This window comes from Methylobacter sp. BBA5.1 (genome assembly GCF_000746145.1).
Lineage (GTDB): Bacteria > Pseudomonadota > Gammaproteobacteria > Methylococcales > Methylomonadaceae > Methylobacter > Methylobacter marinus.
Window position 1 is genome coordinate 42,838 of sequence record NZ_JQKS01000013.1, and the last position, 25,814, is coordinate 68,651.

Sequence of the window (25,814 nt, forward strand, 5' to 3'; positions counted from 1 at the left end):
AAATAGTGGCATGGTCAACTAACAATTAGTGTTGAGGGCGAAAAATGCTTAGTAAAGAAGAACGTGAAATTGCGCTAAAGAAAATGGATGTCATTGTGGACGATTTTTATCGGCAAGCGATTGGCGTTAACAATCATCCATTCATTGAATTCGCCGGGATCATGCAGGCATACATCAAGACATGCCAACGTGCTCACGAGGCTGGGATTGATTTCACCGAATGTAACCGGCATACGGGTAATCCATTGCCAATGGAAAGCTTCGAAATAACGTATCTGAAAGAGAAGTTGAATTGCATTTTTGATGGACGAATAACTGCCAATGATGACTAGCTACCTCACCGACCAACGCGACCAAATTGTTTTTGGCGAAACACCAACCTTGATACAGCCTTTACATGGAGAAGAATTACCCAAGCCGGAAACAGGCAAGCATCGGTTCGTGATTGCTGGTGATGGCGTGTATATCGAAGCGATCAATCCGGTATTGGAAGTTCGGTTGCCGGTGGCAAAGTCATCGATCAAGTTGCCCTACGGACGAATAGGCACGGTCGGTGTTCGGTTGGCATATGGCCAGATTCCGAAACGGATTTTGCAAGATGTTTGCGAGAAAACTTTCCTTTGCGCCCCGAACGAGTGGGCTGGATTGGTGGTGTGGGACAAAATCCGAAAAGAATATTCTCTGTATGAGCCGGATGTGATTTCGTTTAGTGCTGGGCATATTTCCTATTTGAATGTGCTGCCGGATGAATATGAGCTGGTCATGGATCTGCATTCGCATGGCAATATGCCTGCGTTCTTTTCCAAGGCAGACGACAAGTCCGATATTGGTGGTTTCTATATCGCCGGTGTCGTCGGTAACTGCAATTCAGGTGAACCAACCTTTGCAACACGGATCGTGGTCAATGGGCATTTCTTTGAGTGTCGGGATTTTCGGAAATTTTTTAGTTCAGCGGGGTAATGAATGGCAGCAAATAATTCCGATCAACAGCGCGAGCATCATTTCTACGTTGCGATTGCGAAGCACGTCTTTGAGCATCCTGAGCATGGCGTTGTATTCAGCGGTGAAACCATTGCATTATCCGATGCCGCTAGATTCAGCTTTAAACCCCTAATACTCTATGGGTTGACTGTCCCTGGAACTCAAATCCAATGGTTTGCTTTTTCGTGTCTTGATAACCCGCGATCATTTCTTGGTTTTTTGATCGAAGCATGGTCAAAAGGAGCCGGATTGAAAGGATGTCCGGATATTTTGAAAATCAACAGGTCTATCGCTGAATCTTGCCCTGATCTCAAGCTGAATTTAAAAAAGCTTGGGGTTGATGTCGTAATTGCTGAAAAAGGGGACAAAAAGTTGTCCGGTTCTTTAAGAGCTGCTCAAGGCGAAGTAATGAGATTTGGTTGGCTTGCCCGAAAAAATGAAAAGGATTTCTATAACCTGGAAGCTCTGAATGCTCATGCCAATACGGAACATAATCATCACGTAGAAAATAAAAGGTGGACTTGGTATAGCAACAAATCCGTTCGAGAAGCTGCTGAAAAATGGATGACTTTGCCTGTCAAAGAAATGGAAAACCATTTGGATTCATCCAAAATAGACTGGGAACCCGGCCAGTGGCTTTCGTCCTGGGAAGTTAATGCGGTTCCGATTGGACGTAGGACTTTCAGGAAGGATGACGGTGTTACCTGGTTGAGCGCCGGAAGTGATGACTTTGATGATTACGATGGTGATGATTCTTCGGAATTTGAGATGGATGCTATGGATCAGGCATGTGCTGAGAAAACAAAATTGCTGATGGATTGTTGGCCCAACAATCCTGCAGAAATCGCAAAAGCCGTTGGCATTACTGCAAAGCAACTGCAAAGATTTGTTTCGAAGGTTGCCAAGTTGCCTGACGAGAAAATAGACGCATTGAAAGAAATGCTAGGGCTTGAAGAAAGCGAGCGCTTCTATGATTTCGATGCTGTAGGCCCTTGCATTTTAGTCGGCGACAAACCGACTAAAATTTCAGAGGTATATAACCTTCTTACCCATGGCGGGGACTTGGCATACTCGCTTGAGGTAATTCCAGAAAAAGGAAATGCCGATCCAAGCTGGCGGTATGTCATATTCAAAGCCTGCGGCGAATCGCCAAATATCATTATGTTTGGGCGTGGCAGCGCATCTGCGGAGAAAATTGGGGATAAGATGCTGATGAATTTTGATGGCGTAAAATCAATTCCAGCAACTATCTACAGGGATGTTGTTTCGACGTGCGCTAAAGCATGCAGCGATCCTTGGTCAAATCGAAAAAAGATGTTCGAATTCATCGATCGCCAAGATCAGTTCTTTGATGGATTTTCTCGCTGGTAAGTATGCACAATTCAACCAATATTTCCGGCTGGCCAGTAATGAAAGGCAAATGCCCGACGTGTCCATTCAGCAAGGATGAGAATGGACGTGAAGCTGCGCCGGATATTGCCGATATGGTTAGGCGTCGATGCTTAACGGAAGCATCGCAGATATGCCACCACCCTAGACTTCATGGCAAAAAAGAAGACCATCTGTGTCGTGGTGCACGAGATTTCCAGTTAGAGGTTTTTCATCGGATTGGTTTGCTTGACACGCCAACGGATGAGGCATGGGAAAAGAAGTCGCGGGAGATTTTGGCTTGAAACGGACGACAGCGATAAAAACAGCCTTGGAAATAGCAGAACGAGTGAAAAAGTGTAACGGCATTATTGGCACACCGGAATGCGAATTCACGGCTTTTAGAATCAAGCGCATGTGGCTGTTCGGCTCTACAGCAAAGGGATGTGAAAATCCAAATGATGTGGATATTCTGATAGACGGACACGAATGCGGTTTAATGCAGTTTGCAAACTGGAAAAGCAAAAAATCGATGGCTGGTTTTGTTAAAGATAGGAAGAAAAGAGCCGACAGCAGGTCTTTTGTAAAATTCCGTTTAGGAAAGACTGACAAGAGTTATTTGAGAAGTTGCGGTGTATATACGGCTATTTCTTCAAGAATAACTGCACTACGAGTGATCAAGGGTAATAGCAGAATGGTCAGATTTCATGAATATGAGATTGACGGAAATCTTGCACATCCTAGAATAATGCTTTATCCACGAAATGAGCTGAATAAAATTTAGAAAAGTTACTTCTTGCATGATTCATCTGTCATGTTAGAAAGACTGGTAATTAAACGATCTTTCTAACGGTGACCTATGGATGCCAATCCAATCAAACCCTTCAAATTCTGCACTCCAGACCGCTGGCTGCGTAAGCCTGTCGAAATCTGTTTAATCGGTGTCGGTGGTACCGGCTCCGAAATCTTAACCAGTCTGGCCAGAATTGATTACGCCATCCGCGATCTGGGGCACCCAGGCTTACAGGTAACCGCCTGGGATGGCGATGTCGTAGAACACCCCAATATAGGAAGACAAGCGTTCTACCCGGCTGATCTTGGGCATAACAAAGCCATCATAACAATTCAGCGTATCAATTATTTGTACGGACGGGGTTGGGTGGCCATGCCAAGAATGTTCGATATAGAGAAAGACAACGCCGGAAGAAGTTTTGATTTGGTCATTACCTGCGTGGACGTGGCGCAATTCCGGGCTGACTTGGCAAAGGAGAATGCCACCATGTATTCAAATGCGCTATGGCTTGATACAGGAAACGGCTCTCATAATGGACAAGTAATTTTGGGGCGGTTGTGCCACGGCGACCGGAGCCCAATTAAGCTTCCATCGGTCTTCGATTACTATCCCGAACTGGATGGGATGACGGATAACAACACACCGTCATGCAGTATGGAAGAAGCCCTAGCAAATCAGGACTTGCCGATCAACAGAGCGATTGCGAACGTTGCTATGCAGCTGATTTGGTCGTTGTTGCGCCATGGTGGATTAAATCATCAGGGGGCTTATATGGATATACGAAATGGCACTCAAACACCAATTAACATTTTCGAATAATATGTTTTAGAAGTCAGAAACGGATTCAAGTCTGGTTAATCCGAAAAATAAGTGTGTTAAATGAAGGCAATAGACATAGCAAAGTATTATTGATAAAAACGTTGGAACATTTCTAGACATTGAGATTGTTGGTCCCGGTATCGCATATCATTACTGTCGTCACGTGCGTAAGCAGACAATGTGCCCGGGTTACTCTCCGAAAGATTCAGGACAGATATTACAAGGTGAACTTGTTAACGAGTTCCGCAGAGAATTGCTGGATTACGGCAAAGTCTGCTCGGGATCTGGCCAATCCTCCGGTACCAGCGCAAGCGGCTTGCTCCACGGTTGCTCAACTAATGCGTCTTGAAACCAGTGATCTCGGAGGTTCGCATGTTCGGTCACGATGATCTGGAAGCCCGGGACCTCTACTTTTGTGAATTTCAGTAATAAATCAAACAATCGACGCACTGCCTCTAGATCGGCATCTGCTTCGGTTTTCTGCACAGAACCGTCTGCTTCCTGGTAGACCTTTTCCGAAGGGAAATAGACCTGGGTTGGTTGATCGATCAGCAGGAATTGAGGAATTGGGCGGTGGTTCTTCGCAGCAAACAGATGCAGCGCCAACAATGTCGAAAGGTGATAGGCCAGATGATTCTCACCGCCGCCCGTTCGGCCCATAGGCACTGGACGGTCCGGTCGATCAAAGACGACGGTTAGTCGTTTGAGATCGAGTCGAGCGGGGTAGGCGCTGAACTCCGCCTCAAAGTCGCGGATGTACTGCGAAATATGCGCCGAAATGTTGTTCAAAATGGACATCAGCCGTTCTTGACTGTCGTCGGAACCGACCTTTTTCTCTAGTTCTTCGACCTTGAACTTCAGGCGACGGTATTCAGCCTCGTGAGACGCAAGCTCTGTATTGGGGATGAGGCTCTCCAAGAACAAACTTATGCGGCCAACGACGCGTGCTGCGGCATTGTTGCGCGTTCCCATTTGCGCAATAACTTCATTTGTGGCGATCGCTGCGGCCAGTTCCGCCTCCTTGTTTTTGATGGAAGCCATGATCTCCTGCACTTTGGCATCCTGCTCTGCCAGGTACGCTTCAAGCTTTGGACGCTGACCGGCAACGATGCGCATCTCCTCATCCAAGGTTGTCAACTCGTTCAAAAGCACCTTCGCGATGGGGAGCTCCAGGGCCAGATTCGCTTCGCAAAACGGCCATTGCCATTCACCAGTATCGGGATTTTTAGGAAGCACCTTGATGGAAGCAAGTCGATCCCTCTGCTCTGCCGCCTCATTTTCAAAGCCGCCGGCCTTCTTCGAAAACTGGCGTGGCATCAATCCTGGATTGAACTTCACGGCGATCCTTGCGCAGTTGCCTGAGGTCCTCTTCGAGTCGAAAGATCCTGTGTCCGTCATCCTCGGGAAACGATGCAGGTTTCCATTCCAAAGCAACACGCAAGGCCTCGATTACACCATCGGCCCCAGCCTGTTGATCTGCCGGCGCAATGATGCCGACCGTCTTGGCTTCCGAGTACAGGCCGATGGCTTTCTGCTGAGACGTATCTATGGCATCACGCGCTTGCTCAAGCAGCTTCGCTTTGAGTTTTAGTTCCCGCTGTGCAGCGCGCAACTTGGCTTCCAACTCGTATCGATCGTTCGAGGAAACTCCGAGAAGAATCGGCAGTGTATCGCGGATGGCTTGCGGTTGAAACCCCTCGTTCTGGCGATAGAAGAGTTGATCCTTGTTGGCGACAATGCCTTGTTTCTGGAACAAGTAGTAATACGTGTGCTTGATGTTCGCGTCGTAGCTCTCTCGGCTGTGCTCAATCGCAACATCAGTCCGGTTCTCGGGAATGCCAAGCAATCTCGACAGGAGAGCAACCACTGTGTCATCATCGGCATTAACTAACAAGTCCTTGAAGTCGGGGACTGCCAGTTGACTTCCCCTTCGGTACATGGCTGTACTGCAACTCGTACCACCTGAAGTTGGGGTGGGCTTTGCGATCAGAACCTGTTCTTGTGGAAACTGATAAATTACCGCGAACCATGCCACCTTATCGCGGATAACGCCCTCTGGAACATTGAAGGTCGAGCGCCCCATGCAGTACTCGATGATCTCCGATAGTGCAGATTTCCCGGTAGACGAGCGACCAGTAATAACGTTCAGTCCATCCAAATTGAACGAAAGATCTCGGCGCTGTCCGACGTGACTGTAGATGTGAATTGATTTAATCTTCATGGACGTATTCCAAAGGTCGTGTATATCGTCACGCGATCTGCGATGCGGGCAAATTCTTTTCCGACGATGCGTGCGACACGCTGGCACGAAACTGATTCGTTTGTCCCTGTGATAGACTTCCGAACCCGATTCGGCATGGTTCGCAAGCGACCATCCTGCGACACGACAAAGCAACCTCGCTCCATCAGCATGCCAAACGCTTCGAGCCCAAACGGCAGCATGTCTTTGACGCGATCGGCGAAGCCCACCAGCAATTGCGGATTCTTCTCGATGGTCTTCACGAGATAACTGCGAGGATTGTCCGCAATCACTTGGCGAGAGTCTTTGTGCAAGCACAAGGGCAATACCAGCAGCGCAAGCGAGAACGGCATACCGTCCGCATCTTCTTCCTCATATCCCTGCAATGCTCTGAACAGAATCAGACCGCAGAAGGCAGGATTGAACAGGTTTCTGACTTCGAAAGGTCGTTGGTCCCAGCGCTTCATCCCGCAGCCCTCAACAGTTCGCCAACGCGACTCAGAAAGCGGGGATGCCAGTAGACCCTAGGAACTGGTTTGGTGTTCGCAAGAATATGAAAGCCTCCACGCACCACATATGGCTCTGTGACACGCTCCCGGATACGAAGTGCATTGATGTTGCCACTTTCCAGATCCATCCATCGGTACAGTGCTTTGCCTGCGTCCAGAAGAACCGCATCAGCGCTTTCCTCATCAAGTTCCTCAAATACTACATCACGATAGCGGCTCCATTCATCGACAAGTCGGTCTTCGTATTCCTCTATCTCTCCGGATACAAGGAGGTTCTCACGAGCCCAGGCGGACCGTTGCTCAAACGCTCTGTAGTAGTCCAGGATAGCGTTGCGGATTCGATTGGAGGCTATGCCGATCTCACGCAACTGCGCCACGAAAAGCCGCGTGTCGTTCTCACCATCGACCCCGCCTGAGGGTTCCTTTCCTCTAAACGTGATGGGGAGGTTGTCGGATTGGTATTCCTCGGAAAATGCGGAGAGTTTGTCCGAGATTTCGTAGCCGAAGATTGGTTCTGTGCGTTTGCCGACTAGCAGGTTCACGATGGTGTCGTTCCACCAGCCTTCGAGACGTTCAAAAATGGCATCCCTGTTTTCACGCCGAACGCTGCGCATGTGTTGATCCTTGATGATCGCTGGCACATCAGCGATCCGAGGACTGCCATCAAATATTACGATGCGCGAGAGGAAGTCCTCTTGCTCGTTCTTGTTGAGATATTGAAACTCCGTTGCGATTGCACCAATGAGCTCCGATTTAGTCTTGGCAAGGACATCGGTAGCAAGCTGAGACAACGACGTTGGCACTTCCTCTTCCTTTGGTGGTTCTACCAAGAAGTGACGCAGGAAAGAGGTATTGGAAACGGTGCCTGTCGAGAACAGAAAAAAACGGATGTTGGCTTCGCTACGCCCATCGCGGTTGTAGCGCGCCAGCCAGATGCGGACCGACTTCCAAAAATCCGTTGAGAGATCGGTCAGGCGATCACCGACACCCTTGTGCTTGAGAGATGCGAGGGTCTTGACACCGTTATTGTCAATAAAGTCAAGATCGTCATCCTTCTCGATCAGAACTGACGTGCTTTCTGGCAGTTGCAAGAGTCTGAGCAGAGCAAAGCGAGGTTGATAGATGTACCCCAGGCCTTGCTCACTCGCCGAGTATTGGTCACTGGAAGTCCCGGTCATATTGATACTCACTTAAGCAGCCCTAGTTTTCTCAATGGGTCGCAAAATACAATTCCCGGTGAAGTCTGCATGACATCCATACCTAATCGGTTGCTCATCAATCTCCCCCTCTGGGCATTGGCTGCGATCCCTCGATGTTCTTTTTGACTTGCTCGAAGCCAGAAGGATTAGGACTGGGAGCGCATAGGCTGCTCATGTAGTTTCTTTTATTAAAGTATTTGCCAGCAGACGTTATCGTAACCCAAGGTTTAACTCTCATCAAGCGGACCCAACCAACTAAAGCTGTTAGTGACTGTCGCTCTTTTTGAATGTCAGCTTTCTTTGATCGTGAACAGCCGCTCAGGGTTGATAACGTCAATTCACTACATCCAAAAGCTGTCATTCACTACTGGCGGAATCTATGGCCTGATTTGAATCGGAACTGGCGGCGGTTTTCAATCGGAATGGGTGGCTGGTTTGTAGTGGAATATGCAGTCACGCAGACGATGTTATCGCTAATGGATTTTTCGGGGCTGAATTAAGCCCAAATCTTGACTGTACTCAGAGCACGGATGAAAACCGGAAAGCGACTCATCGACCTGGTGTTGTTTTCTGTTATGAAAGTCTTGAAGAAACGGCAGAGGAAGGTGATTGTGCGCGGTGCATTTTTTCTGATTGCGAGCCAAAAGTTTTCAGGTTCAAGTTTTCTGCTGGAGTTCGAGCAGTTCATGCGCAAGAAACTTTTTTAGAAGCCCCCAACTATTTTTGCTCGATTTGGCAGATTTTTTCGATGATCCCTCCTTTTTTGAGAAATCCAGAAGGAGATTCGATCATGATCCGCTGAGAGTAGCAGAAATTGCTGAAAAATTAGATCGCTATCAAGATGTCCATTCCTGGTTGACCATCGCGGCTGAAAATGGTGAAACGGAGGTAATGCTAAGGCTCATTGAAGAATTTGATCAGGATAATTTGCAGCGTTGTTGGACCTAGATTTACCTCGCTCAACTTTCAGGCACCGATCTGACTCAAGACGACTATTACGCTATTCATGAAGATGGATCGGCCTACGACGATGACATTTGGGGGCCAATGTTTGTTGATGGCAGAGAGGGCATTAGACTTCAACCTCTAAGCCAAGATGACGATGTTAAGGCCCGTAAAAAGGCGCAGGAATTATTTGAAGGGCGGATTCAATAATGAAAATTCACTTATCCAAACACGGGTGGTTTGCCACCCGTGTGCTAAAAGAATCTATGATTTAGCAGCCTGTTCGGCGGAACATTTGCTTAAAAAGTTAATTCCCATTGCTTTAACTGGCTAACGGTTTCTGGCATCCCTTGTTGCAACAGGGTGTCTAAATATTCTTTGCTAGTTTTGGGGGGATTTTTCAGTGATTGACGATGTCTGGCAATAGCCGCCAACACCCTGGCTGCATTCAAGTCGATCAAATCCGAAATGAATTCGTCAGGATGTTGCGCTTCAACATCGTATTTTTCCAGTTCTGTTTTAGGGAAATCCTTCAGGTTGAATGTCAAAATAACGCTCGATTGACTGCGTATCGCCGCAGCGAGTACATGACGATCATTTGGGTCTGGCAAAGTCAGAGTTGCAATCAGAAAGTCGTAGCCAGTTACCAAACAGTCACGAGCACTGCTATCCATTAACTGCCGTGTTCGCTCAAGTTGTTCATGCGTTAAATCCGGGCGAACTGCCAAGACATTCCTGATCCATTCTTCGTGTATCTGCTCCGTCCATTTTGCACGGTATAAATCGGTCAGCGAAAGGTGCATCAGTAAATCACGCAACGGTGCTGGGTAAAGCACGCATGCGTCGTAGACTACGGAAAAGCTTGTCATTAATTAATAACCCATATTTAATTCTTGTGCCTGAGCTGACAGTTCCTCCAATGCTGTTAATCGTTCCGAATCGACCTTCATTTTGTAATCAACCAAATGGAGATAACGCACACGACGATGGGTACCTACTTTGTGAAATGGAATCACACCACTGTCGAGCAATTTGATCAGATGCGGACGGGAAACATTGAGCATGTCAGCCGCCTCTTGTGTTGTGAGTTCCGCATGCACAGGAATCATACTGACTGCATTGCCTTGAGCCATTTCAGATAGTACATCAATCAAAAGCCGAAATGCGGCAGTCGGAATACGAATCGCCTCATGCTCGCCAGCTTGGTCAATAATTCTGATTGATTGTGATTCCTCTTTGGTGCTCAAGTACAAGGAGAGCAACCGGCTACTTTCCTTTGCTAACGAAACTTCGGCTTCCGTTGGAAGGTCTGGACTTTCTTTAGTGTTCATTGTTTTCTCTAGTTTTGTCAGTTTTTGCTTATCAGTATTTTTGATGTCGTTTTTTTCAGTTTCTTTATTATGTGTATGTCGTTGTGTATGATTTTAAAGATTGGTAATTAGCTTATATTTCAATAATTCGTATGTAAAAGAGTCACCGGTATATTATACGCAATCGAAATAATCGAAACAAGTGCAATAAACGAAACAGTGCGGACATTAGATTTTTAATCGTTCAAGCTATTTCAACATGGACAGTCCTGTTCCATGAATTAAAAGCTGGATAGCCCACAAAAAACGCCAAGCAAATTGGCATGCGATTAAATTTGAAAACGTATGCCCAAAGCCTCAAGAAGATTTTGTACTTCCAAAAAAGAATCACTGTAATGACCGGATTCAATTGCACCGATCACTGCCACTTCACAGCCCGTCATGTTGGCCAGCTTTTGAATTGGCATTCCACGCGCTTCTCGGGCAGCTTTGATCGTTTCAGAAAGACTACCAAAGGTTTTGAGATCGTCATTCTGCTGTTCAGAACTGACCATTACAGAACAGGCAATAACGCTCGAATGATTATGCGGCCGCGGTGGTTTCTCTGATTTTCCAAGCCAACTCCACAATTGGCACAACCCTAACCAGTAATCGTAAGCCGATTTCTCCGGCATATCGCGATGTGCTTTCCAGAAGTTGATAACGTGGCGCTTTCCTAATCGATGTAGTGAAGTCAGACCTTCTTGGGCGTCAGTGAACTCCAGGAAGTTGATGATCAATGAAACTTGTTTGCGACGATTCTGCTTTCCACCACGACGCACATAGTCATGGGTGTACGATTCGAGTTCTCTAGCCCAGATACGCATTACTGATCTCCATGCGCGAATGGCCTAATTCCATTGAGATTTTGAGACGAGCTTTCTGATCAATCTCCTTGGCTTCATCTTCTGAAATCGAAAGATATTCAGCCAGCTTTTCGATCCGCCCCCTGTGTTCCCATCCCGCTTCGAGCGGGCAAGGTGCATTGACCAGTTCACGATAGCGTTTTTGCGCATAGGCATGGCGTTCAGGATGAAAGGAAATGTCATTGAGCTTGGCCTGCTGGTAACATTCTGTTCGGAATTTAATGTAGGTCATTTCCTTGGGGATCATTGATTTTCCGTTTTGAATGCTGGATGCCGATTCAATGACGTTCCGCATGTCATCGTCACAGAACAATCGCCTGGGTCGACCACCTTTGGTACCGGCCTGGATGGTGATACAACCGAATTTGTCGAGTTGTTTCAAGGCAGACTTCGCATCGAACAAGCAACTCTCTTTGAAACGTAGCCCCAGGATTCGCTGCAAATCCATGATTTTGGCCAACCGATCATCGATCGCTTGCTGGACTTCTTGGTGCTTGGATTCAGGTAGTGCCTTCGATTCTTTGGGAATATATTTTCTGCGTTCGATGCCACAATCTTTACTAGGCCTCACCATTTTCCATTGGCCGCCGGTTGCCAGGCGCATGACGCAATTGACAGTGGATAAATAATTCTTCGGCGCAGACGCGCTGGAATACACGCCAGCTTCTAGCTGTTTTTGCAAATGCAGTCCATAGCCAATCACAAATTCCGGCGTGACGTTTTCCATTTTATTGACACCGCGCTCAACGGCATACATGCAGAATAATCGCCAGCGGTCGCTGTAATCAGCTTTGGTTTTGAATCCATTCGGCGAGCGGTTTTTCAACAGCATTTTCCCTGCCGTAAACATATCCCGGCTGCCAATTTCATAATTTCGGCTCATATCTTTTTATCCAGATAATCTTTGAGCAATTCAATGCCAAGCACACCTATTTCTTTGGCAATGGCATGACGGGCATTTTTGTCCATTCCCTTTGCCTCTGATAGCGTCTTGTTGGAAAACTGAGCGAGTTTCTCAAGGTGATCCGTTAAATCATGATCAGAAATAATCGGCGGTTCGATACCGGTAATCTCTTGGTATCGTTCTCGAATATAAACCCCTCGCGCCGTATTAGTAGAATATCCTTTTCGTGCAGCCAGCTTGTTATGGGCTGCTAGAAAATGATCAAACTCCCTTTTTTTCGGCAATAGTTTTTGTAATCGCCGTGCGGCAATTCCTTTTCCAATGGCTTTAATGGCAGATGAGCGACAAGGAACTTTTCTCCTTACACCATTTTGAAGGTTGGTAATCGTCACAAATCCGGTCGATCGTCCCTCGATAAGCGCTTCCTTTAAATCCAAGCTCAAGGCCTCGCGAATAACCACTCCCAATGCAGATTGAAGTTCGAGTAAATAGCCGGCAAGGCTTTCAATATCCGGCAAGCCATTTTTGTCTAGCTCCGGTTTCTTGTTTGGAATATGGGATAAAGGCTCCAAACCACATTCTTTAACGGCACTGACTTTTCCCCAATCAGCATGAATCAATTTCATCACGGTATTTATGCCGGACAAGTAACTCGTCGCGCTCGATGTGCTTGCAAATCTTCCGTTGTCGAACTCGGATTTTAGATACTGTCCGTAACGGATAATTTGTTCACGCGTCACCGATCTAATCGTCTCAATCTGATCACCATCCTTGGTAATCGACCAAGTACAAAAATTCAGCCATTGGTTAATAAGCCGTTTTTGTGTATTGGTATCTTCTGAACAGGCACGCGTGATTTCAGTTTCGCCATACTTGAACAGCGGATGAAGGCGGGTTTTATGACGCAGAAGTGTTTTGTTCATTTTATGGCTTCACAAGGCTGTGCCCATCAGCAAAAGACCACATGATCTGTCATTTGCTGTTACTCCCTTTACTACAAAGGCAACGGGGATTAAGAGCGTCTTCTTGGCTAAACGGTGTCAGTTGTTCATTCATAGATTCCTCTTGGAAAATCAATACATCAAATTGTTGTGATTCAGCCCCACGCCGGAACAGTCGTAAGCGGTCGTTCTGGGGTGGAGCCGGGTCGTCCTAAATATCTTTTACGTCGAGAGCAGGCATAACCGGCTCCGATGGAGAAATCCGCAATAGATTTCCCCAACGCCTCTTTTTCTACGGACACACTTCTCTCGACGGTGAGCATAAGGTGCTTGGGACTGGCCTCCCAGCAGGGTGTAGAAAAACAAACGTCAATGCGCTACTTCTGAATTCGCCGCGCGAAGCGAAAAATATGCTGAAAAAATGTCTAGCAGGTGGGTGTCACTCGGGCTGGCCATACATTTTCTATGGACAGGCGCTGCCTGGTTCTGAACGATTTCAACGTGAATTTTGAAAGCAACCCCAACTTTTCCTATTGAGAACTGGAGGCGTTGGAGTGGATAAGCCATTGTTCTTGAAAGAAACTCTGGCGCGGTTTTGGCTAAGACTAAAGTGTCTATGTTTTAAAAAAAAGACCGGGGGAAAAAATTTTGACCGGCTTTAGATGGTTTTATTGGTTACGTCTGCGAGTACGTCTTGATCTCGTCAACCCGGAACCAGAGGGAAACGCCCGTGAAATCGCCGTCTTACGGATCGATCATTTGCGGGTCTGTATTACAGAAAAAGGCATTTTTGCCGGATGATTGACCACTCAGCGGCAGACAAAAGGCACAACTTGGGTGCGATGATTTTCTGGATTAGTTTCCCAGAAAATGGAGAAAGTTAGCTCAGCCTGTGCTGAAACCGTAGTCCCGGTGACTTCCTTGCCGCCGTAGCTGTCCGGGTGATCTCGAAGCTTTTTATACTGCGATCGTCGCAGTTCTTGTCGGGTTAGTGCGTCCTGTTGCAGTAAACCCATCAACGAATCTTCATTCTGCACTGGCATTCAATCCATTGTCAACGCCCCTCACCATCCAAAATCAAAAGACGCTCTTTTTCGATCTCTTTCGATCCGATGCAGCGCCTCTGCTTCTGGCAAAGTTCTCTCAAGTGACTTGAAGGGCTTTCAAATGACTTGGTGGGCTTTTGAGTTCATCAAGGGGGAGTCAAGGACTTTTTGACTTACGAATTACACGGACCGCGAGAGCACAAAAAGGCACTTGGCGAGACGTAAAGGCCTGCCAATCAACCTGAAAGCACTTGGAGCCCGTGCAGGCTATAGCGCCTAAAGAAACTTAAGGGTACCCATCATCGGCATTCGAAAGGCCATTAAGTCACTTAAATGCGCTTAATGAACAGTAGAAATCAACAGAGGTATACAAAATGAAGGTTAAGGCGGTCGATGTGGGTTATGGCAACGTGAAGATTTGCCACGGTGAGACAGATAACGAAGAGATGCTGTGTAGCCATTTTCCTTCTATAGCAAAGGCTCATACCGGTATCGATCGGGGCGCGAGCGTAATGACAAAAAGGGATTTAATCGAAGTCGAAAGTGGGGAAAGTATTTACTTGGTAGGTAAAGATAGTATTGACACGTTATCGGCCAGAGACGACCGAATTGCACACCTGCAAACTAATTATATCGATACGCCGCAATATCTTGCCCTGTATAGAGGGGCATTGGCTTATATGAGCGAGGAAAATATTGATTTACTGGTATCTGGATTACCCGTCAATAACTATGCACAAGACAAAGCAAGAATGCGCGAGTTATTAATGGGAAACCATAAATATCAAAACGGAAAAAGTGTAACGGTAAAAGACGTTTGGGTAATACCTCAGCCTGTCGGCGGGTTTATCGATTTCTTTATGAATAATAACGACGATAGAAATCTCGACGAAATTATGTCGCTGACGCTTGATGTGGGCTATTACACATTGGACTGGTTAACTTGCCGCGGTCTGAAAATGAATGAAGAGCGAAGCAGTAGCACACCAGGTGGAATGTCACTAATACTGGAGAAACTAACACAGCTTATAGCAGTTGATCGGAAAGATTCATTTTCAAATATTGGTATGGTAGACGCCGGAATTCAAAAGGGATTCAAAACCAGAATCCAAGGTGTTGAATATGACTTCTCACATTTAATACCCAAAATGGAAGATCACATCACAACAGCAATTCAATCGGTCGTTAGAAGCGTTGGGTCATTAGATGATATCGATGTAATTTTATTAGTTGGCGGCGGTGCAAAATGCTATCAAGGGATTTTTGAAAAGGTTCTTGGTAGAGAGATTGTCGTACCTGATAGCAGTATATATTCGAACGTTAAAGGTTTCTATTTGGCCGGCAAACAGCGTGCAGCTAGTATCGGGGCATAATCATGGAAAAAATCACAGTCAAGATTGTAATTGATAAAAGCGCCGACTCTGATCTTTATCGATATTTAGTCAATAAACCAAGCAGACGTAGAGCGACCTTTCTTCGAGAATTAGCTACTCAAGGATTGCTCGGGGAAAAAACATTTGCCAATAGTTCGCATACCGAAAAAACGCCTGAAGATAATATTGTTGTTAAACCAGATAACATTCGAACGGAATCATTATCGGTAAATTTTCCAAGCGTGGCAGAGAGAGCCGAAGGAAGAAAGGAGAACGCGAAACAAAATAATGAGCTAAAGAAAGGAAAAGGCAGCCAACTATTATTTGGGATTGCTGGCGGTGGACTTTAATGAAAAGCGACTTGCGTTTTGTTCAAAGCATGAGATTTTTTTAGAAAAAATACTGAGAAGCGAGAAAATCATGCAGTTGACGCAAGAACAAAAAACCATCGTTGAAACCGAAGCCCCTATTCTGGTCGTAAGAGCTTTTGCGGGAGCCGGTAAAACTTCCACTTTGCTTGAATTTGCCAAAACCAGAAGGCACAAAAGAATGCTTTACCTGGTTCTCAATAAATCGGTGCAAATCGAAGCCGAGCAAAAGTTAAAAGGCACACTCGGGTTAAGCCTATGACATCTCATTCTCTGGCCTACCGTCATACCGGGATACGTTACAAGCACAAATTGATTAGAGGGCTAAAACCCCACGAAGTCGAGAAAGCATTACAGCTTCGAGAGGAACTGGATCGAGAGATTGGTTACAACGGAAGTCATAACGATGACATGGTTATTGCCAGCGTGGTATTCGACACTCTGATCAAGTATCTCTACAGCCCAGACAGGGAAAACCAAGCGAAACACGTACACGATAATTACAGTCGCTTGAGCAAAGTGTTTAATGAGATCGGCAGCATCGATGATAACGCCACCAAGCAATTGATCATGATCCAGGCCAAAAGACTATGGTCAAAAATGATCGATATAAATGATCGTGATGTCGGGATTTTGCACGATGGCTATCTGAAACTCTTTCAGTTATCCGACCCCGTTCTTTCTGAATATGACTATTTATTGGTCGATGAAAGCCAAGACATGAACCCGGTCAGCATGTCGATCATATTCAAGCAAACGGCGCAAAAGGTATTCGTTGGCGACTCACACCAAGCTATCTATGGGTGGCGGGGCGCCCGTAATGCACTTGGATTTGCGATCAAGCAAGGTGGCGTCGATCGATATCTGACGGGTTCTTTCCGGTTCGGCGAAAACATTGCACACGTTGCCAACAAGATCTTGGCCATGAAAGGTGAATCAATCAGAGTCCAAGGATTATCAGGCGATGACAGAATCGGAAAAATAAATGATAGCGAGCCAAAAACGATTATCAGTCGATCAAATGCCGGCGTCTTCTCGCAAACTGCACGCGCTATTAATAGTGGCAGCAGCTGGCGGCATGTGGGAGGTAGTGAAGGATATCGCTTCAATCAGATCCTGGACATCTACTATTTATGGAAGCGTCAATTCAATTTGATTAGGGACCCGTTTATTCGCTCTTTCAATGATTTCGCAGAACTGAAGTTTTATGCGGAAGAAGTTGAAGATGCGGAGATAAAGCCGCGTTCCCGGATAACTGAAGAATACGGCGATAGCATCCCGGACATCATCGACAAAATCGAACGGAAAGTAGGCGCCGCTGCGTCCATGGAATATGCCGCCGTTGTCATATCAACAGCGCACAAAGCGAAAGGCCTGGAATGGGCAAATGTACAGCTAGACGATGACTTTATTGAGCTTTGCGAAATACCGGATTTATCGAAAATTAGCGAACCGGAAAAATACGAATTATTACGACCTATTGAAGAGGATCTGAACATACTCTATGTCGCAGCAACAAGAGCGCAGAGAACCCTTCAATTAAATTTTGATTTGGCTATGTATATGGGACGGTGATCAGTATGGAAAAGCGATCAGACACCTACTCATTGGCCTATGAATGTTGCGATACGGTCTTCCTGGAAGAAGGACGTTTCCCGACTATTGATGCCATCCGAGATCGCATTCATGTGAATAGCCCTGCTGTGATCAAGAGGGCCATGAATGATTGGACTCTCCATTTTGTCGAAAGGCATCGCAAAAAATTGGAGCATCCCAATATGCCGGCGGTTATTGTCGACGCCGCCGAATCATTATGGAAGTTAGCTCTTGGCGAGGCCAAAAAAAAGTATGAGGAAAGGAATCGAGAGATAACCGTAAAAGAATTAGAGTGGAAATCACGCATCGACTTCCTTGAACAAGAAATCAAGGCAAAAACAGATGAGTGGAAAAATGAGAATCAAAAATTGAGCCAGGAGATTTCATCTCAAATTTCTTTGAATAAAGAAATCTCGGAAAAATTAAACGAGACAGCATTTAGTTTGAAAGAAGCCGAATCGGAACTTGGCGTTACTAGAGAAAATCTTTCAAGGAGTGAAGGAGCATTAGAGGAATCGCGAAAAGCTCACGAAGCACAAGCTAAAGAATGGACAGAAAAATCGGAGAGAGATCATCTCTGGCATTTGAAACGGATCGAGGAGGAAAAAGATGCTGCCAGGAATGAGCAAGCCAGAATCGTTGCCAATCTGAATCGTTCGTTGGAAACAGCAAAACTCGATCAGGAATCGTTACGTGCAAGATTGACACAAGTCATGAACCAAGTTGGCGATCAGTTAGAACGCCAGGGTAAGCTGGAAGATCAAATTGATCAGTTGCGTGGCAACGTGGTAGACATGGAAAAAGCTTTAAGTATGGAAAAAGACAAAACATCCAAGTTGCAAGCGATGGTAAAAAAACAGCGTCGTCCATCCGAAAAACCTTCAAGTGAAAAGGTTGCGCTTTGAATCCGCGAGAAATGGCTTTGATACGCAGCTGGATTCAAGGCGTCTCATGGGATGTTATGGGAGAACTGTATCTCGACGATGCGGATCGAAATGAGGTAATGCGTGCAGTCAAACAACTGCGCGAAAAACTTGCCAGAAAAGCACAACAACTTGATTTGGTTGCAGATGCTAAGTTATGGGTCAACGAAAGAGAATACAGCCAGGACTGGACGAATCGAGCACTCAAATCCATTGATATGCTCAAATCGAAACCTGATCCAAGTCCTCAATCTGATGATCATTACAACCGCTGGCTTCCTCAGCAAATTTCAGCTCGATTAGCTAACATCAAAAAAATAAAAACCCTTGCCGAACTAGCTGAGTTCATCAACCAGCACGGTGGCAGTTGGTGGAAAAAGGTACCCAATTTAGGTAAGCAATCCGCGGACGCAGTACACGATTTTTTTGCGGCGTCAGAGATTGATTTAGGCATGACGTTGGATCTTTCGTCTAAAAAGGCGACATGTCTTGATGTGGCTGTTGTGAGCAACCGCATAGCCCCCTTGGAGCGTTTCACACCACCAGCTCATTTAACAGGTGAAATTGGGAGCAACCGGGCCCCAGTAGAGCGATGCAGAATTGATGCTCGAAACGATTACGAGTCAATTATGGCGTGGTTATCCCTATGGGATGAAGATACATCCACACACCGCGCGTATCGAAAAGAAGCCGAAAGATTTCTATTGTGGGCGATCCTTGAAAAAGGGAAAGCACTTTCTTCCATTACAACGCCTGATTGCGCTGAATACAGACGGTTCCTTGCCGACCCCCAGCCCGCTGATCGGTGGATTGGCAGACCCGCCCCAAGATGGTCACAGGAATGGCGGCCACTCAAAGGGGTTCTCAAACCCTCAAGCATTCGGCAGGCCGAAGTGATTTTAAGCGGCCTTTGCGAATGGCTGGTTGGCCAACGTTATTTGGACAGCAATCCCTTTTCCGGGCTGAGCACACAAGGATATGGACGAAGAACCAACGGCACAGATCACGTATTGTCTCCTATGTTGTGGGAACAAATCAATTTATATGCAGAGCAGCAGGCAAACAATTCAGCGTTAACAGAATCGCAACGAAATGATTACCGCCGCACGACGTTCATTCTAAAGTTTGCCTACCTAACGGGACTTCGGCTTCACGAAATAGTGAAAGCACGGATTGGCGACCTGAAGCAAGTATCTAACTTCGACGGTGATCAATGGTGGCTTGATGTCATCGGCAAAGGCAATAAATACAGAGAGGTGCCTTTGTCGCCCGTTCTCATGGAGGGAATCAATGCGCATCTGAGGGATAGAAAGCTTGGTCCAGTTGGCTATGTATTGGAAGACACGCCCATTATTGGGAAGCTTAGAGGGGAAAATCGATCACCATTAAGCGCGTCAGGTCTTTATCAAAAACTCAAAAGGTTTTTCGAAGACACAGCAACTCATGTGGCCAATACAGATCCTTTGGCAGCAGAAAAATTAAGGCGAGCCAGCACCCACTGGCTTCGGCATACTCACGGCAGTCATGCAGTCGCTAACGGAGTTCCGTTGGCGATCGTCAGAGACAACCTTGGTCACAGCAACATCGCTACAACGTCCATTTATGTCCATACCGATCGGGATGAGCGTTATAAAGCCATGCTCGGAATTAGCGATAAAGATAAGGCCTCGTAGTGGCAATCAAAAAGAACCGTCCCACAATGAGACATATTTCCGGAAAAAGATTTTATTCAGGAGTTGCATTATTTGGAAGAAGCGGAAAATGAATTGTGATTCGCAGGAATCGCTGTGTCCCAAAATGAGACACATGCAAATAAATCACTCAATTTACTGAACGAGAAAAAATAATGAGCGAGAAAAACACAAGATTAGCGCCGGTTATCACCGTAGCCATTCAAAAAGGCGGTTCAGCCAAAACAACACTAGCCGTTAATTTAGCGGCCGAACTTGGCGCACAAGGATTTAATGTACTTCTGATCGATGTTGATCCACAGGCGAATGCAAGTACCCATGTGAGTGTCGCGCACCCTTCCACATTAAGCAAAAATTCAAGCGTACTATTTCGTGGCGGCCTTGAAGAAATCATGGAAGCTATCCAAATTGAAACAAACCCAGGATTTGAAAATGTGCATCTGATTCCAGGGTCTCTCGAATTGGATCAATCGGTCGAAGAGTCATTGAGAAATTATTCACCCAGACCATATGAGGAAATGCGTCGGCGTATAGGGATGTTACGCGAGGCGTATGATGTCATCATCATCGACACCCCACCGTCACTCAGATTACTGACTGGCAATGCATTGGCCGCATCAACCCACTACATAGTGCCAATTGAAACGAGCAGTCAGTACCCTTTGTATGGGGTAGCTGACCTTACAGCGTATATCAATCGGATCAAAGAAAGCATCAATCCTGAATTGATCAATATCGGCGTGTTGATTTCAAGACACGACGAGCGAAGACGAGCTTGCAAGGCCATTTTTGAAACGGTTCAGGAAAAAATCGGCAACATATTGCCGATGGTGATCCATGCAGGTGCCAAGGTCGGTGAAGCCTCTATCGCACGAATGCCAATACGAAAAATGGAAAAAGACGGGAAAGTAGCCAAAGATTTTGAAGAATTGGCGCGCTACCTGATCGACAAGTTGGGGCTTGCGCAAGGCAATCAAGAAGCCTCTATCAACTAAATCTGATGAGCATCATGATGTAAATTGATATTTACCCTTGTCCCAAAATGAGACAACCAAGGATCGCTAAAAATGAACGAAACCAGAAAACCATCTCCTCTTGATAAATTGAAGTCTTTATCAAAGAACAATCTCGATCAGCACATGTCTTCTGATCCGATTTTTTCTTTAACCAGTAGCGAAGGGGAAAGTCAGCCTGTCGCAATGGAATTGATCAATCCCAATCCGTGGCAACCTAGAAGAGAGTTCGATCTGACAAAGATAGAGCAACTTGCCGAATCCATTGATGCACATGGATTGATTGAGCCCATCGTTGTAAGAAAGCATGAAAGCAGATTTCAAATTATCGCTGGCGAAAGGCGTTGGCGTGCGCATCAACTTCTAAAAAAATCACATATCAGCGCTATAGTGAAATGCGCGGACGATATGCAAATGCGACTGATAGCAGTGGCTGAGAACCTTGATCGGGAAGGGTTGAGCGATTACGAAGTGGCCCTTGCTATTCATGGTGTTAAAGAAAATTTCGGTAGCCGAACTGAGTTAGCGCGTTATCTGAAAAAAACGCGCAGCGAACTGTATCGTTATCTGGCGTTTATGGAGCTGCCGGGTTGGTTGAGATCGATATTGGATAGTAAACCCTTTTTACTCAACCGAACCGCGGCCGAGGAACTCAAAAGACTCTTTGCGAATGAACCAGGTGAAAACCTGAAATATCGTGAAGCGACACTTAAAGCGATTGATCTCATTGAAGCTGGCGAATTGACTCAGATTAGAGTCGCTTCCGAGATCGAAAAAATGGTGACATCAGAATCACATGATCAAAAGTCAAAATCATCAAACGCAAATCAACTCAATCTTGAGCCAATGTTATTTCTTGACCCCAAAGGTAAGGCAGTTGGCAAGTTGAAAAACAATGGGAAAAAGATCACGCTGACATTGTCATGCGCCGCACTGAGTAGCGATCAGGAAAAGTCGCTTCATGAATTTGTCAGTGAACTGCTTAAACATTGACATGATCCCCCGACGAATCGGGGGAACCCTGCTCCTGTCAGGGTTGATGGCTACATGATAACCCTGTCTCTATCACCGTATCCCAGAGGCACTGCTATTTGTTCAGCGAGTGTATGTAAAATCGCCATTTTGCAATTGAACATAGAAGTAGAAGATTGAAGCCATGCACCGTTCTTACGCTCCAGCCAACTAGCGGCGAAAGCATCACCCGCATGAAACCCTGCATTGGCCGCCCGAACCCATTCTTCTTTAGGGTTAACAGCGGCATGTATGGATAATTCACCCCAACCGGCATCAGTCACGCAGCCTTTAGCTGGCAAGCCATTCGGCAACAAAAAGTCATACAGATAGGATTCCTTCTTGTCAGCCCCTAGCCAGCGATTGTCATTAGGACGCAAGGAAAATAATTTCAGTTCTATTCCTGCGTTGATCGTTAGCACCATTAGATTGCGCCAAGCCATTTCGCGTGCACTCTTATACTCGATGTCCCAAGCAGACATATCTGCAGTACGGATCACATGCGTTTTTTCTAGATATTCGAAACTGAACTCTGGGTCAGCCGGATAACCAAGCTCTTGAAGACGTTGATCAAACAGAGTGTCGTCAAGCAGTTCAATTGGAGGATCAACGGCCAAACTGGGTAATTCAGACAGCAGCGATGCATGTGTGCGACGACGTAATGAAGCAGCAAGTGCTTCACTTAAATGTGATGATCGAACATCAGGGTATTGCGTCCGTAACGATTTCTTTAAGGAACTCAAAGAAATTTCCGAAAGCGGAATTGAAGCCATGAAAAACCTCCAATCAAATTTCGGTCGATGTCCGCCGATTACGCATCAACCATGATTGAGGTCGACAAGTGAATTGCTTGAATTCGCAATATCTGTTTAACCCGGCGGCAGGTTCGGTCAGATTACCTTGTTAATAAGAGTATCCAAAACGTGCCGAGAAAACAAGCCAGGTATAACGGCCATTGTCAAAATTCGGCGAGTGCTGACTGCCGGCGGAAAAATTCGCTGGTCATACTGGGTCATTAATCACGTATACACCATCAAGTTGATTGCCTCCGCGATCTTTGCCTTCTATGTTGGTCGTAGTCGACGTTTGTCGAGATCAGATCACGCGACACCCGGTCGAGGCGCCCTGAAGATTCCCTGATCGGGAAACGATCCTGCCATCTGATTACCGGGGACTACTCGGCCGACGCTTGCTTGCGTAACTCTCGATGCCTCCCAGCGGGGAGAATCCTTATAAATTAGCCCTTTAGCGAGATGCAGCGATTCAAATAGCCTGGAAAATGCTGCGTTGAAATTGCATTGGCAGGTTTTCGCGCTTAGTGATGATAATAGGTGTAATCATCACCAATCATGTAAATAAATGAATTTTTTTAGTGAATTACTAAATAAATTTTTCATTATTTCAGGTTAATTCACGGGTTTACCACCGCCCCCCCAGGATTAGAAAGATGACATCGATGCACCCTTGCATTGTTTTAAGAGTGTGAGATGCTGGATCAGGGTAAATTCGATAGTTAAACGCCCGAGGGAGCTCGAGAGAAAGGTTATGGTTAGATTGGTTGTTTTAATGATGGCGGGCTGGTTGACTGGGTGTACTCAAGCTCAAAGATTTGCGCTGGAAAAAAACGCAGAACTGGATGCATGCGCAATGAAGCGAATGACGGAAACTAAAATCAGTGGAGAGCAAGGATATTTGCAAGCCCATCATGAATGCCATCGGATTGTGATGGTTCAAAAATTTTCTGAATCAAGCCTTCATGGGAGTTCCGAGCACGGAAGGCATGCCTCGAAAGAACCATTAGAGGAAAATTCACTTTGCTGGGAATTTGTAAAAGGACTTTACATTGATGAGAATTATCCAGAACTGCGGATACCTCAAGATCTAGCCAACAAATACCGAACGAGACTATGGGCGGAAATAGATGGGCAAAAATCGATTAAGGCCCGTAACGACAAAGTGAAGATTTTGCCAAACCGATTAAACGAGATTTCCAACACGAACTTGGTTGATCTCTATGGGTTAATGGCTGCTAATTCAACGATCGGGCATAAAACACTCTGTAGCCCATGGCGTTACCGAGAGCTGCAATCGGTAATTGGACGCGAGCTTAAGCAACGTCAAGGGTAAAATGAAACTGGCTTTGGTACTTATACAGGCATTACTGATTTCGGCATGCACCAACATCAACCGTGATCGTGACGTCCTGGAATATTTGTCTATTGAAGAGTGTGTCGATAAGAGAGGGAACAGCTCGGGTTTCAATAAAGATAAGAGCCATGCGCTATTGCGGATCGAATGCGAGCAATTGCAGGCGATCGATGAAAACCATCAAAAGATAGCCAACAAAAGGTTTAGAAAGAACAGAAAAGTTACCTATCCGGATGAACAAGAGTACTTCGACGACGGCACATGGTTTTTGGTTACTGAACGCATTCGGGAAACCCACCATCCGAAATACTTAAGCCCTGAACAAGAAGTAGAGAAAGCAAATCTTCTAAATGAAAAACAGACTCGTCTGGAAGACAAATCAGTTCAAAGGCTTTTTGAGCCAAGGCTGCTGCCAGTGAGTCCGTATTTAATGAACTATAGGGAGCTTGAACTGGCTCATGAAGTAATCAGCGACTTGATACATGAAAATTGGGACAACAAAAAATTGCATCGTTCATTAAGTGCTCTAAGCGTTATTGTCATCAAGGAAAGAAGCAAGAAAGAACTGCGAAGTTATTGACCAAACTGTGCCTCAAGAACTGCTGCTGGATGGTCGGGCTTACATCAACTTCCCATCCCGATAATCCGCAAGTGCCTGTCCAATTTCATCGCGTGTGTTCATCACAAAAGGGCCATACTGGACAACCGGCTCATGTAAGGGTTTGGCCGCAAGCCTCAGAAAAGAGGCTCCTTTCCTCCCTGCGTGAATTTCCACGCGATCCCCTTCGGAGAGCACGCCGACGGCATGGGTTGCCAGCAACCGACTTTGGCCAAGCCCTCGTAAAGATAAAGGAATTCGTTATGCCTTTGAGCAATCGGCTGGACAAAATGACCATCTGCTGTGAGCCGAACATCAAGAAACAAAGGGTCGGTACTCATTCCCTGGATAGAGCCGGATACTACTTGACCTTCAATCTGAGCAGTCCCCGCGACGACTTTTACCCGGCCTCCGGTCTGCAGAGTAAGCAAGGGAATTTCCTCGGGTTGAATATCCTGGTACGCAGGTGGTTTCATTTTTTCCCGAGCGGGCAGATTCACCCAAAGCTGGAACCCGCGCATGCGGCCGCTCTCTTGTTGCGGCATTTCGGAATGAATGATTCCACGGCCAGCGGTCATCCATTGCACCGAACCAGGCTTCAAATCACCGCGATAGCCAAGGTGGTCTTGATGCAACATGGGTGACAGTAAGGATTCCTTCGTAAATAAGTAACATCAAAGAATTAACTCTCCCTGAGTATTCATTAAAGTTTCATACTGAAATCATTCAAGATAAAACCTATTTTTAGGCAATCTCGGGTAGTTTTTTATGTCGGTATGCGGCAAAATTCTCAACCGATTTTGTTGATTTTAGCTTAGTGCTCTTCACTATACATTTGTAACTGTGCACAATTGGCTGAAAAGAAGACGTTCATATTAGACTATATTCAATGACTGATTGGATATGCGTAATACAGTCCATGATTGCTTGATAACTTTAGAGTATTTTGCCAGAGAACAAGTTGACAAAATAGATATTTAGGAAAAGATGCTCACTAAAGCACGTTACGCTACTACATGACATTCCCGCCCTTGATGTGGCTTGTGAACCGCTATGCTGGATGCAGATCAGGCTGTGCGTTTTGCATCGGACCCATCAATCGCGCGTCACATCATTGGTCGCTTTCTGAAACAC

31 protein-coding genes are annotated in these 25,814 nt (G+C 46.0%); 18 read left to right on the plus strand and 13 right to left on the minus strand.

The annotated features are described in order from the left end of the window. Positions 1–44 precede the first annotated feature (44 nt). The 6 genes from EK22_RS09130 (at position 45) to EK22_RS09150 (ending at position 3,961) form a co-directional block, all read left to right on the plus strand. A complete protein-coding gene (locus EK22_RS09130; protein ID WP_036250243.1) occupies positions 45–332 on the plus strand; it encodes a hypothetical protein in 288 nt (95 codons plus the stop codon). Continuing rightward, a complete protein-coding gene (locus tag EK22_RS09135) occupies positions 322–960 on the plus strand; it encodes a PRTRC system protein A (RefSeq protein ID WP_081917824.1) in 639 nt (212 codons plus the stop codon). The genes EK22_RS09130 and EK22_RS09135 overlap by 11 nt, the downstream gene beginning before the upstream one ends. A gap of 3 nt (positions 961–963) precedes the next feature. Then, positions 964–2,352, plus strand: a complete 1,389-nt coding sequence (locus EK22_RS09140; RefSeq protein WP_036250247.1) for a hypothetical protein — start codon at positions 964–966, stop codon at positions 2,350–2,352. Between the two features lie 2 nt (positions 2,353–2,354). Next, positions 2,355–2,654, plus strand: a complete 300-nt coding sequence (locus EK22_RS24205) for a hypothetical protein (RefSeq protein WP_152565056.1) — start codon at positions 2,355–2,357, stop codon at positions 2,652–2,654. Beyond that, the gene (locus EK22_RS09145; RefSeq protein ID WP_036250249.1) at positions 2,621–3,133 is read left to right on the plus strand and encodes a nucleotidyltransferase domain-containing protein; all 513 of its coding nucleotides are present in this window, start codon (positions 2,621–2,623) and stop codon (positions 3,131–3,133) included. Before EK22_RS24205 ends, EK22_RS09145 begins: the two co-directional genes overlap by 34 nt. A gap of 75 nt (positions 3,134–3,208) precedes the next feature. Next, entirely contained in the window at positions 3,209–3,961 is a 753-nt protein-coding gene (locus tag EK22_RS09150) for a PRTRC system ThiF family protein (RefSeq protein WP_051961824.1), read from the plus strand. Positions 3,962–4,222: 261 nt separating this feature from the next. Here EK22_RS09150 and EK22_RS24910 read toward each other — a convergent pair whose 3' ends face one another. The 4 genes from EK22_RS24910 to EK22_RS09165 are packed head-to-tail and all read right to left on the minus strand — an operon-like array spanning position 4,223 to position 7,899. Beyond that, a complete protein-coding gene (locus EK22_RS24910; protein ID WP_200882584.1) occupies positions 4,223–5,299 on the minus strand; it encodes a DUF3732 domain-containing protein in 1,077 nt (358 codons plus the stop codon). Beyond that, on the minus strand, positions 5,241–6,182 hold the full coding sequence (locus tag EK22_RS24915) for a hypothetical protein (protein WP_200882585.1): 942 nt from the start codon (positions 6,180–6,182) through the stop codon (positions 5,241–5,243). Before EK22_RS24915 ends, EK22_RS24910 begins: the two co-directional genes overlap by 59 nt. Continuing rightward, on the minus strand, positions 6,179–6,667 hold the full coding sequence (locus tag EK22_RS09160; protein ID WP_036250252.1) for a three component ABC system middle component: 489 nt from the start codon (positions 6,665–6,667) through the stop codon (positions 6,179–6,181). The genes EK22_RS24915 and EK22_RS09160 overlap by 4 nt, the downstream gene beginning before the upstream one ends. Further along, complete coding sequence (locus EK22_RS09165; protein WP_235209263.1) at positions 6,664–7,899, minus strand: ABC-three component system protein; 1,236 nt, start codon at positions 7,897–7,899, stop codon at positions 6,664–6,666. Before EK22_RS09165 ends, EK22_RS09160 begins: the two co-directional genes overlap by 4 nt. A 539-nt stretch (positions 7,900–8,438) precedes the next feature. Here EK22_RS09165 and EK22_RS24680 point away from each other — a divergent pair. Further along, on the plus strand, positions 8,439–8,615 hold the full coding sequence (locus tag EK22_RS24680) for a hypothetical protein (protein WP_161786410.1): 177 nt from the start codon (positions 8,439–8,441) through the stop codon (positions 8,613–8,615). A 16-nt stretch (positions 8,616–8,631) separates the two neighbouring features. Beyond that, positions 8,632–8,856, plus strand: coding sequence for a hypothetical protein (locus EK22_RS23125; RefSeq protein WP_051961825.1), 225 nt, complete (start codon positions 8,632–8,634; stop codon positions 8,854–8,856). Positions 8,857–9,152: 296 nt separating this feature from the next. Here the strand turns inward: EK22_RS23125 and EK22_RS09175 are convergent, their stop codons facing one another. From EK22_RS09175 to EK22_RS24210, 6 genes are all read right to left on the minus strand, one after another. Continuing rightward, positions 9,153–9,722 carry a PIN domain-containing protein gene (locus EK22_RS09175; RefSeq protein WP_036250256.1) on the minus strand — a complete coding sequence of 190 codons (570 nt, stop codon included), beginning with the start codon at positions 9,720–9,722 and terminating at the stop codon, positions 9,153–9,155. A gap of 3 nt (positions 9,723–9,725) precedes the next feature. Next, positions 9,726–10,184, minus strand: coding sequence for a helix-turn-helix domain-containing protein (locus tag EK22_RS09180; protein WP_036250259.1), 459 nt, complete (start codon positions 10,182–10,184; stop codon positions 9,726–9,728). A 308-nt stretch (positions 10,185–10,492) separates the two neighbouring features. Beyond that, positions 10,493–11,029 carry a helix-turn-helix domain-containing protein gene (locus tag EK22_RS09185; RefSeq protein ID WP_036250261.1) on the minus strand — a complete coding sequence of 179 codons (537 nt, stop codon included), beginning with the start codon at positions 11,027–11,029 and terminating at the stop codon, positions 10,493–10,495. Then, positions 11,013–11,900, minus strand: a complete 888-nt coding sequence (locus tag EK22_RS09190; RefSeq protein ID WP_161786412.1) for an integrase domain-containing protein — start codon at positions 11,898–11,900, stop codon at positions 11,013–11,015. Before EK22_RS09190 ends, EK22_RS09185 begins: the two co-directional genes overlap by 17 nt. 47 nt (positions 11,901–11,947) lie before the next feature. After that, positions 11,948–12,895, minus strand: coding sequence for a hypothetical protein (locus EK22_RS09195; RefSeq protein WP_036250266.1), 948 nt, complete (start codon positions 12,893–12,895; stop codon positions 11,948–11,950). Positions 12,896–13,722: 827 nt separating this feature from the next. Continuing rightward, a complete protein-coding gene (locus EK22_RS24210; protein ID WP_152565057.1) occupies positions 13,723–13,950 on the minus strand; it encodes a hypothetical protein in 228 nt (75 codons plus the stop codon). Between the two features lie 383 nt (positions 13,951–14,333). Here EK22_RS24210 and EK22_RS09200 point away from each other — a divergent pair, with 383 nt between their 5' ends. The 8 genes from EK22_RS09200 (at position 14,334) to EK22_RS09235 (ending at position 21,916) form a co-directional block, all read left to right on the plus strand. Then, on the plus strand, positions 14,334–15,332 hold the full coding sequence (locus EK22_RS09200) for a PRTRC system protein D (protein ID WP_036250268.1): 999 nt from the start codon (positions 14,334–14,336) through the stop codon (positions 15,330–15,332). Between the two features lie 2 nt (positions 15,333–15,334). Further along, a complete protein-coding gene (locus EK22_RS09205; RefSeq protein ID WP_036250271.1) occupies positions 15,335–15,682 on the plus strand; it encodes a hypothetical protein in 348 nt (115 codons plus the stop codon). Further along, positions 15,672–15,962, plus strand: a complete 291-nt coding sequence (locus EK22_RS09210) for a DEAD/DEAH box helicase family protein (RefSeq protein ID WP_152565058.1) — start codon at positions 15,672–15,674, stop codon at positions 15,960–15,962. Before EK22_RS09205 ends, EK22_RS09210 begins: the two co-directional genes overlap by 11 nt. Continuing rightward, positions 15,959–17,275: a UvrD-helicase domain-containing protein gene (locus tag EK22_RS09215; RefSeq protein ID WP_036250275.1), complete on the plus strand. Its 1,317-nt coding sequence runs from the start codon at positions 15,959–15,961 to the stop codon at positions 17,273–17,275. The genes EK22_RS09210 and EK22_RS09215 overlap by 4 nt, the downstream gene beginning before the upstream one ends. A gap of 5 nt (positions 17,276–17,280) precedes the next feature. Next, positions 17,281–18,201, plus strand: a complete 921-nt coding sequence (locus EK22_RS09220) for a DNA-binding protein (RefSeq protein WP_036250277.1) — start codon at positions 17,281–17,283, stop codon at positions 18,199–18,201. A 56-nt stretch (positions 18,202–18,257) separates the two neighbouring features. Next, positions 18,258–19,892, plus strand: coding sequence for a tyrosine-type recombinase/integrase (locus EK22_RS09225; RefSeq protein ID WP_161786413.1), 1,635 nt, complete (start codon positions 18,258–18,260; stop codon positions 19,890–19,892). 173 nt (positions 19,893–20,065) lie between these two features. Further along, positions 20,066–20,905 carry a ParA family protein gene (locus EK22_RS09230; RefSeq protein ID WP_051961826.1) on the plus strand — a complete coding sequence of 280 codons (840 nt, stop codon included), beginning with the start codon at positions 20,066–20,068 and terminating at the stop codon, positions 20,903–20,905. Between the two features lie 72 nt (positions 20,906–20,977). Then, a complete protein-coding gene (locus EK22_RS09235; RefSeq protein WP_036250283.1) occupies positions 20,978–21,916 on the plus strand; it encodes a ParB/RepB/Spo0J family partition protein in 939 nt (312 codons plus the stop codon). A gap of 50 nt (positions 21,917–21,966) precedes the next feature. Here the strand turns inward: EK22_RS09235 and EK22_RS09240 are convergent, their stop codons facing one another. After that, positions 21,967–22,707 carry a hypothetical protein gene (locus EK22_RS09240; protein WP_036250284.1) on the minus strand — a complete coding sequence of 247 codons (741 nt, stop codon included), beginning with the start codon at positions 22,705–22,707 and terminating at the stop codon, positions 21,967–21,969. Positions 22,708–23,479: 772 nt separating this feature from the next. Here EK22_RS09240 and EK22_RS09245 point away from each other — a divergent pair. Next, on the plus strand, positions 23,480–24,061 hold the full coding sequence (locus EK22_RS09245; protein WP_036250286.1) for a hypothetical protein: 582 nt from the start codon (positions 23,480–23,482) through the stop codon (positions 24,059–24,061). Position 24,062: 1 nt separating this feature from the next. Then, a complete protein-coding gene (locus EK22_RS09250) occupies positions 24,063–24,662 on the plus strand; it encodes a hypothetical protein (RefSeq protein WP_036250289.1) in 600 nt (199 codons plus the stop codon). Between the two features lie 39 nt (positions 24,663–24,701). Here EK22_RS09250 and EK22_RS25245 read toward each other — a convergent pair whose 3' ends face one another. Then, positions 24,702–24,878 (minus strand): pirin-like C-terminal cupin domain-containing protein, encoded by a 177-nt coding sequence (locus EK22_RS25245; protein WP_369798202.1) that lies wholly within the window; start codon positions 24,876–24,878, stop codon positions 24,702–24,704. Beyond that, positions 24,818–25,318, minus strand: coding sequence for a pirin family protein (locus tag EK22_RS09255; RefSeq protein WP_235209265.1), 501 nt, complete (start codon positions 25,316–25,318; stop codon positions 24,818–24,820). Before EK22_RS09255 ends, EK22_RS25245 begins: the two co-directional genes overlap by 61 nt. Positions 25,319–25,814 lie beyond the last annotated feature (496 nt).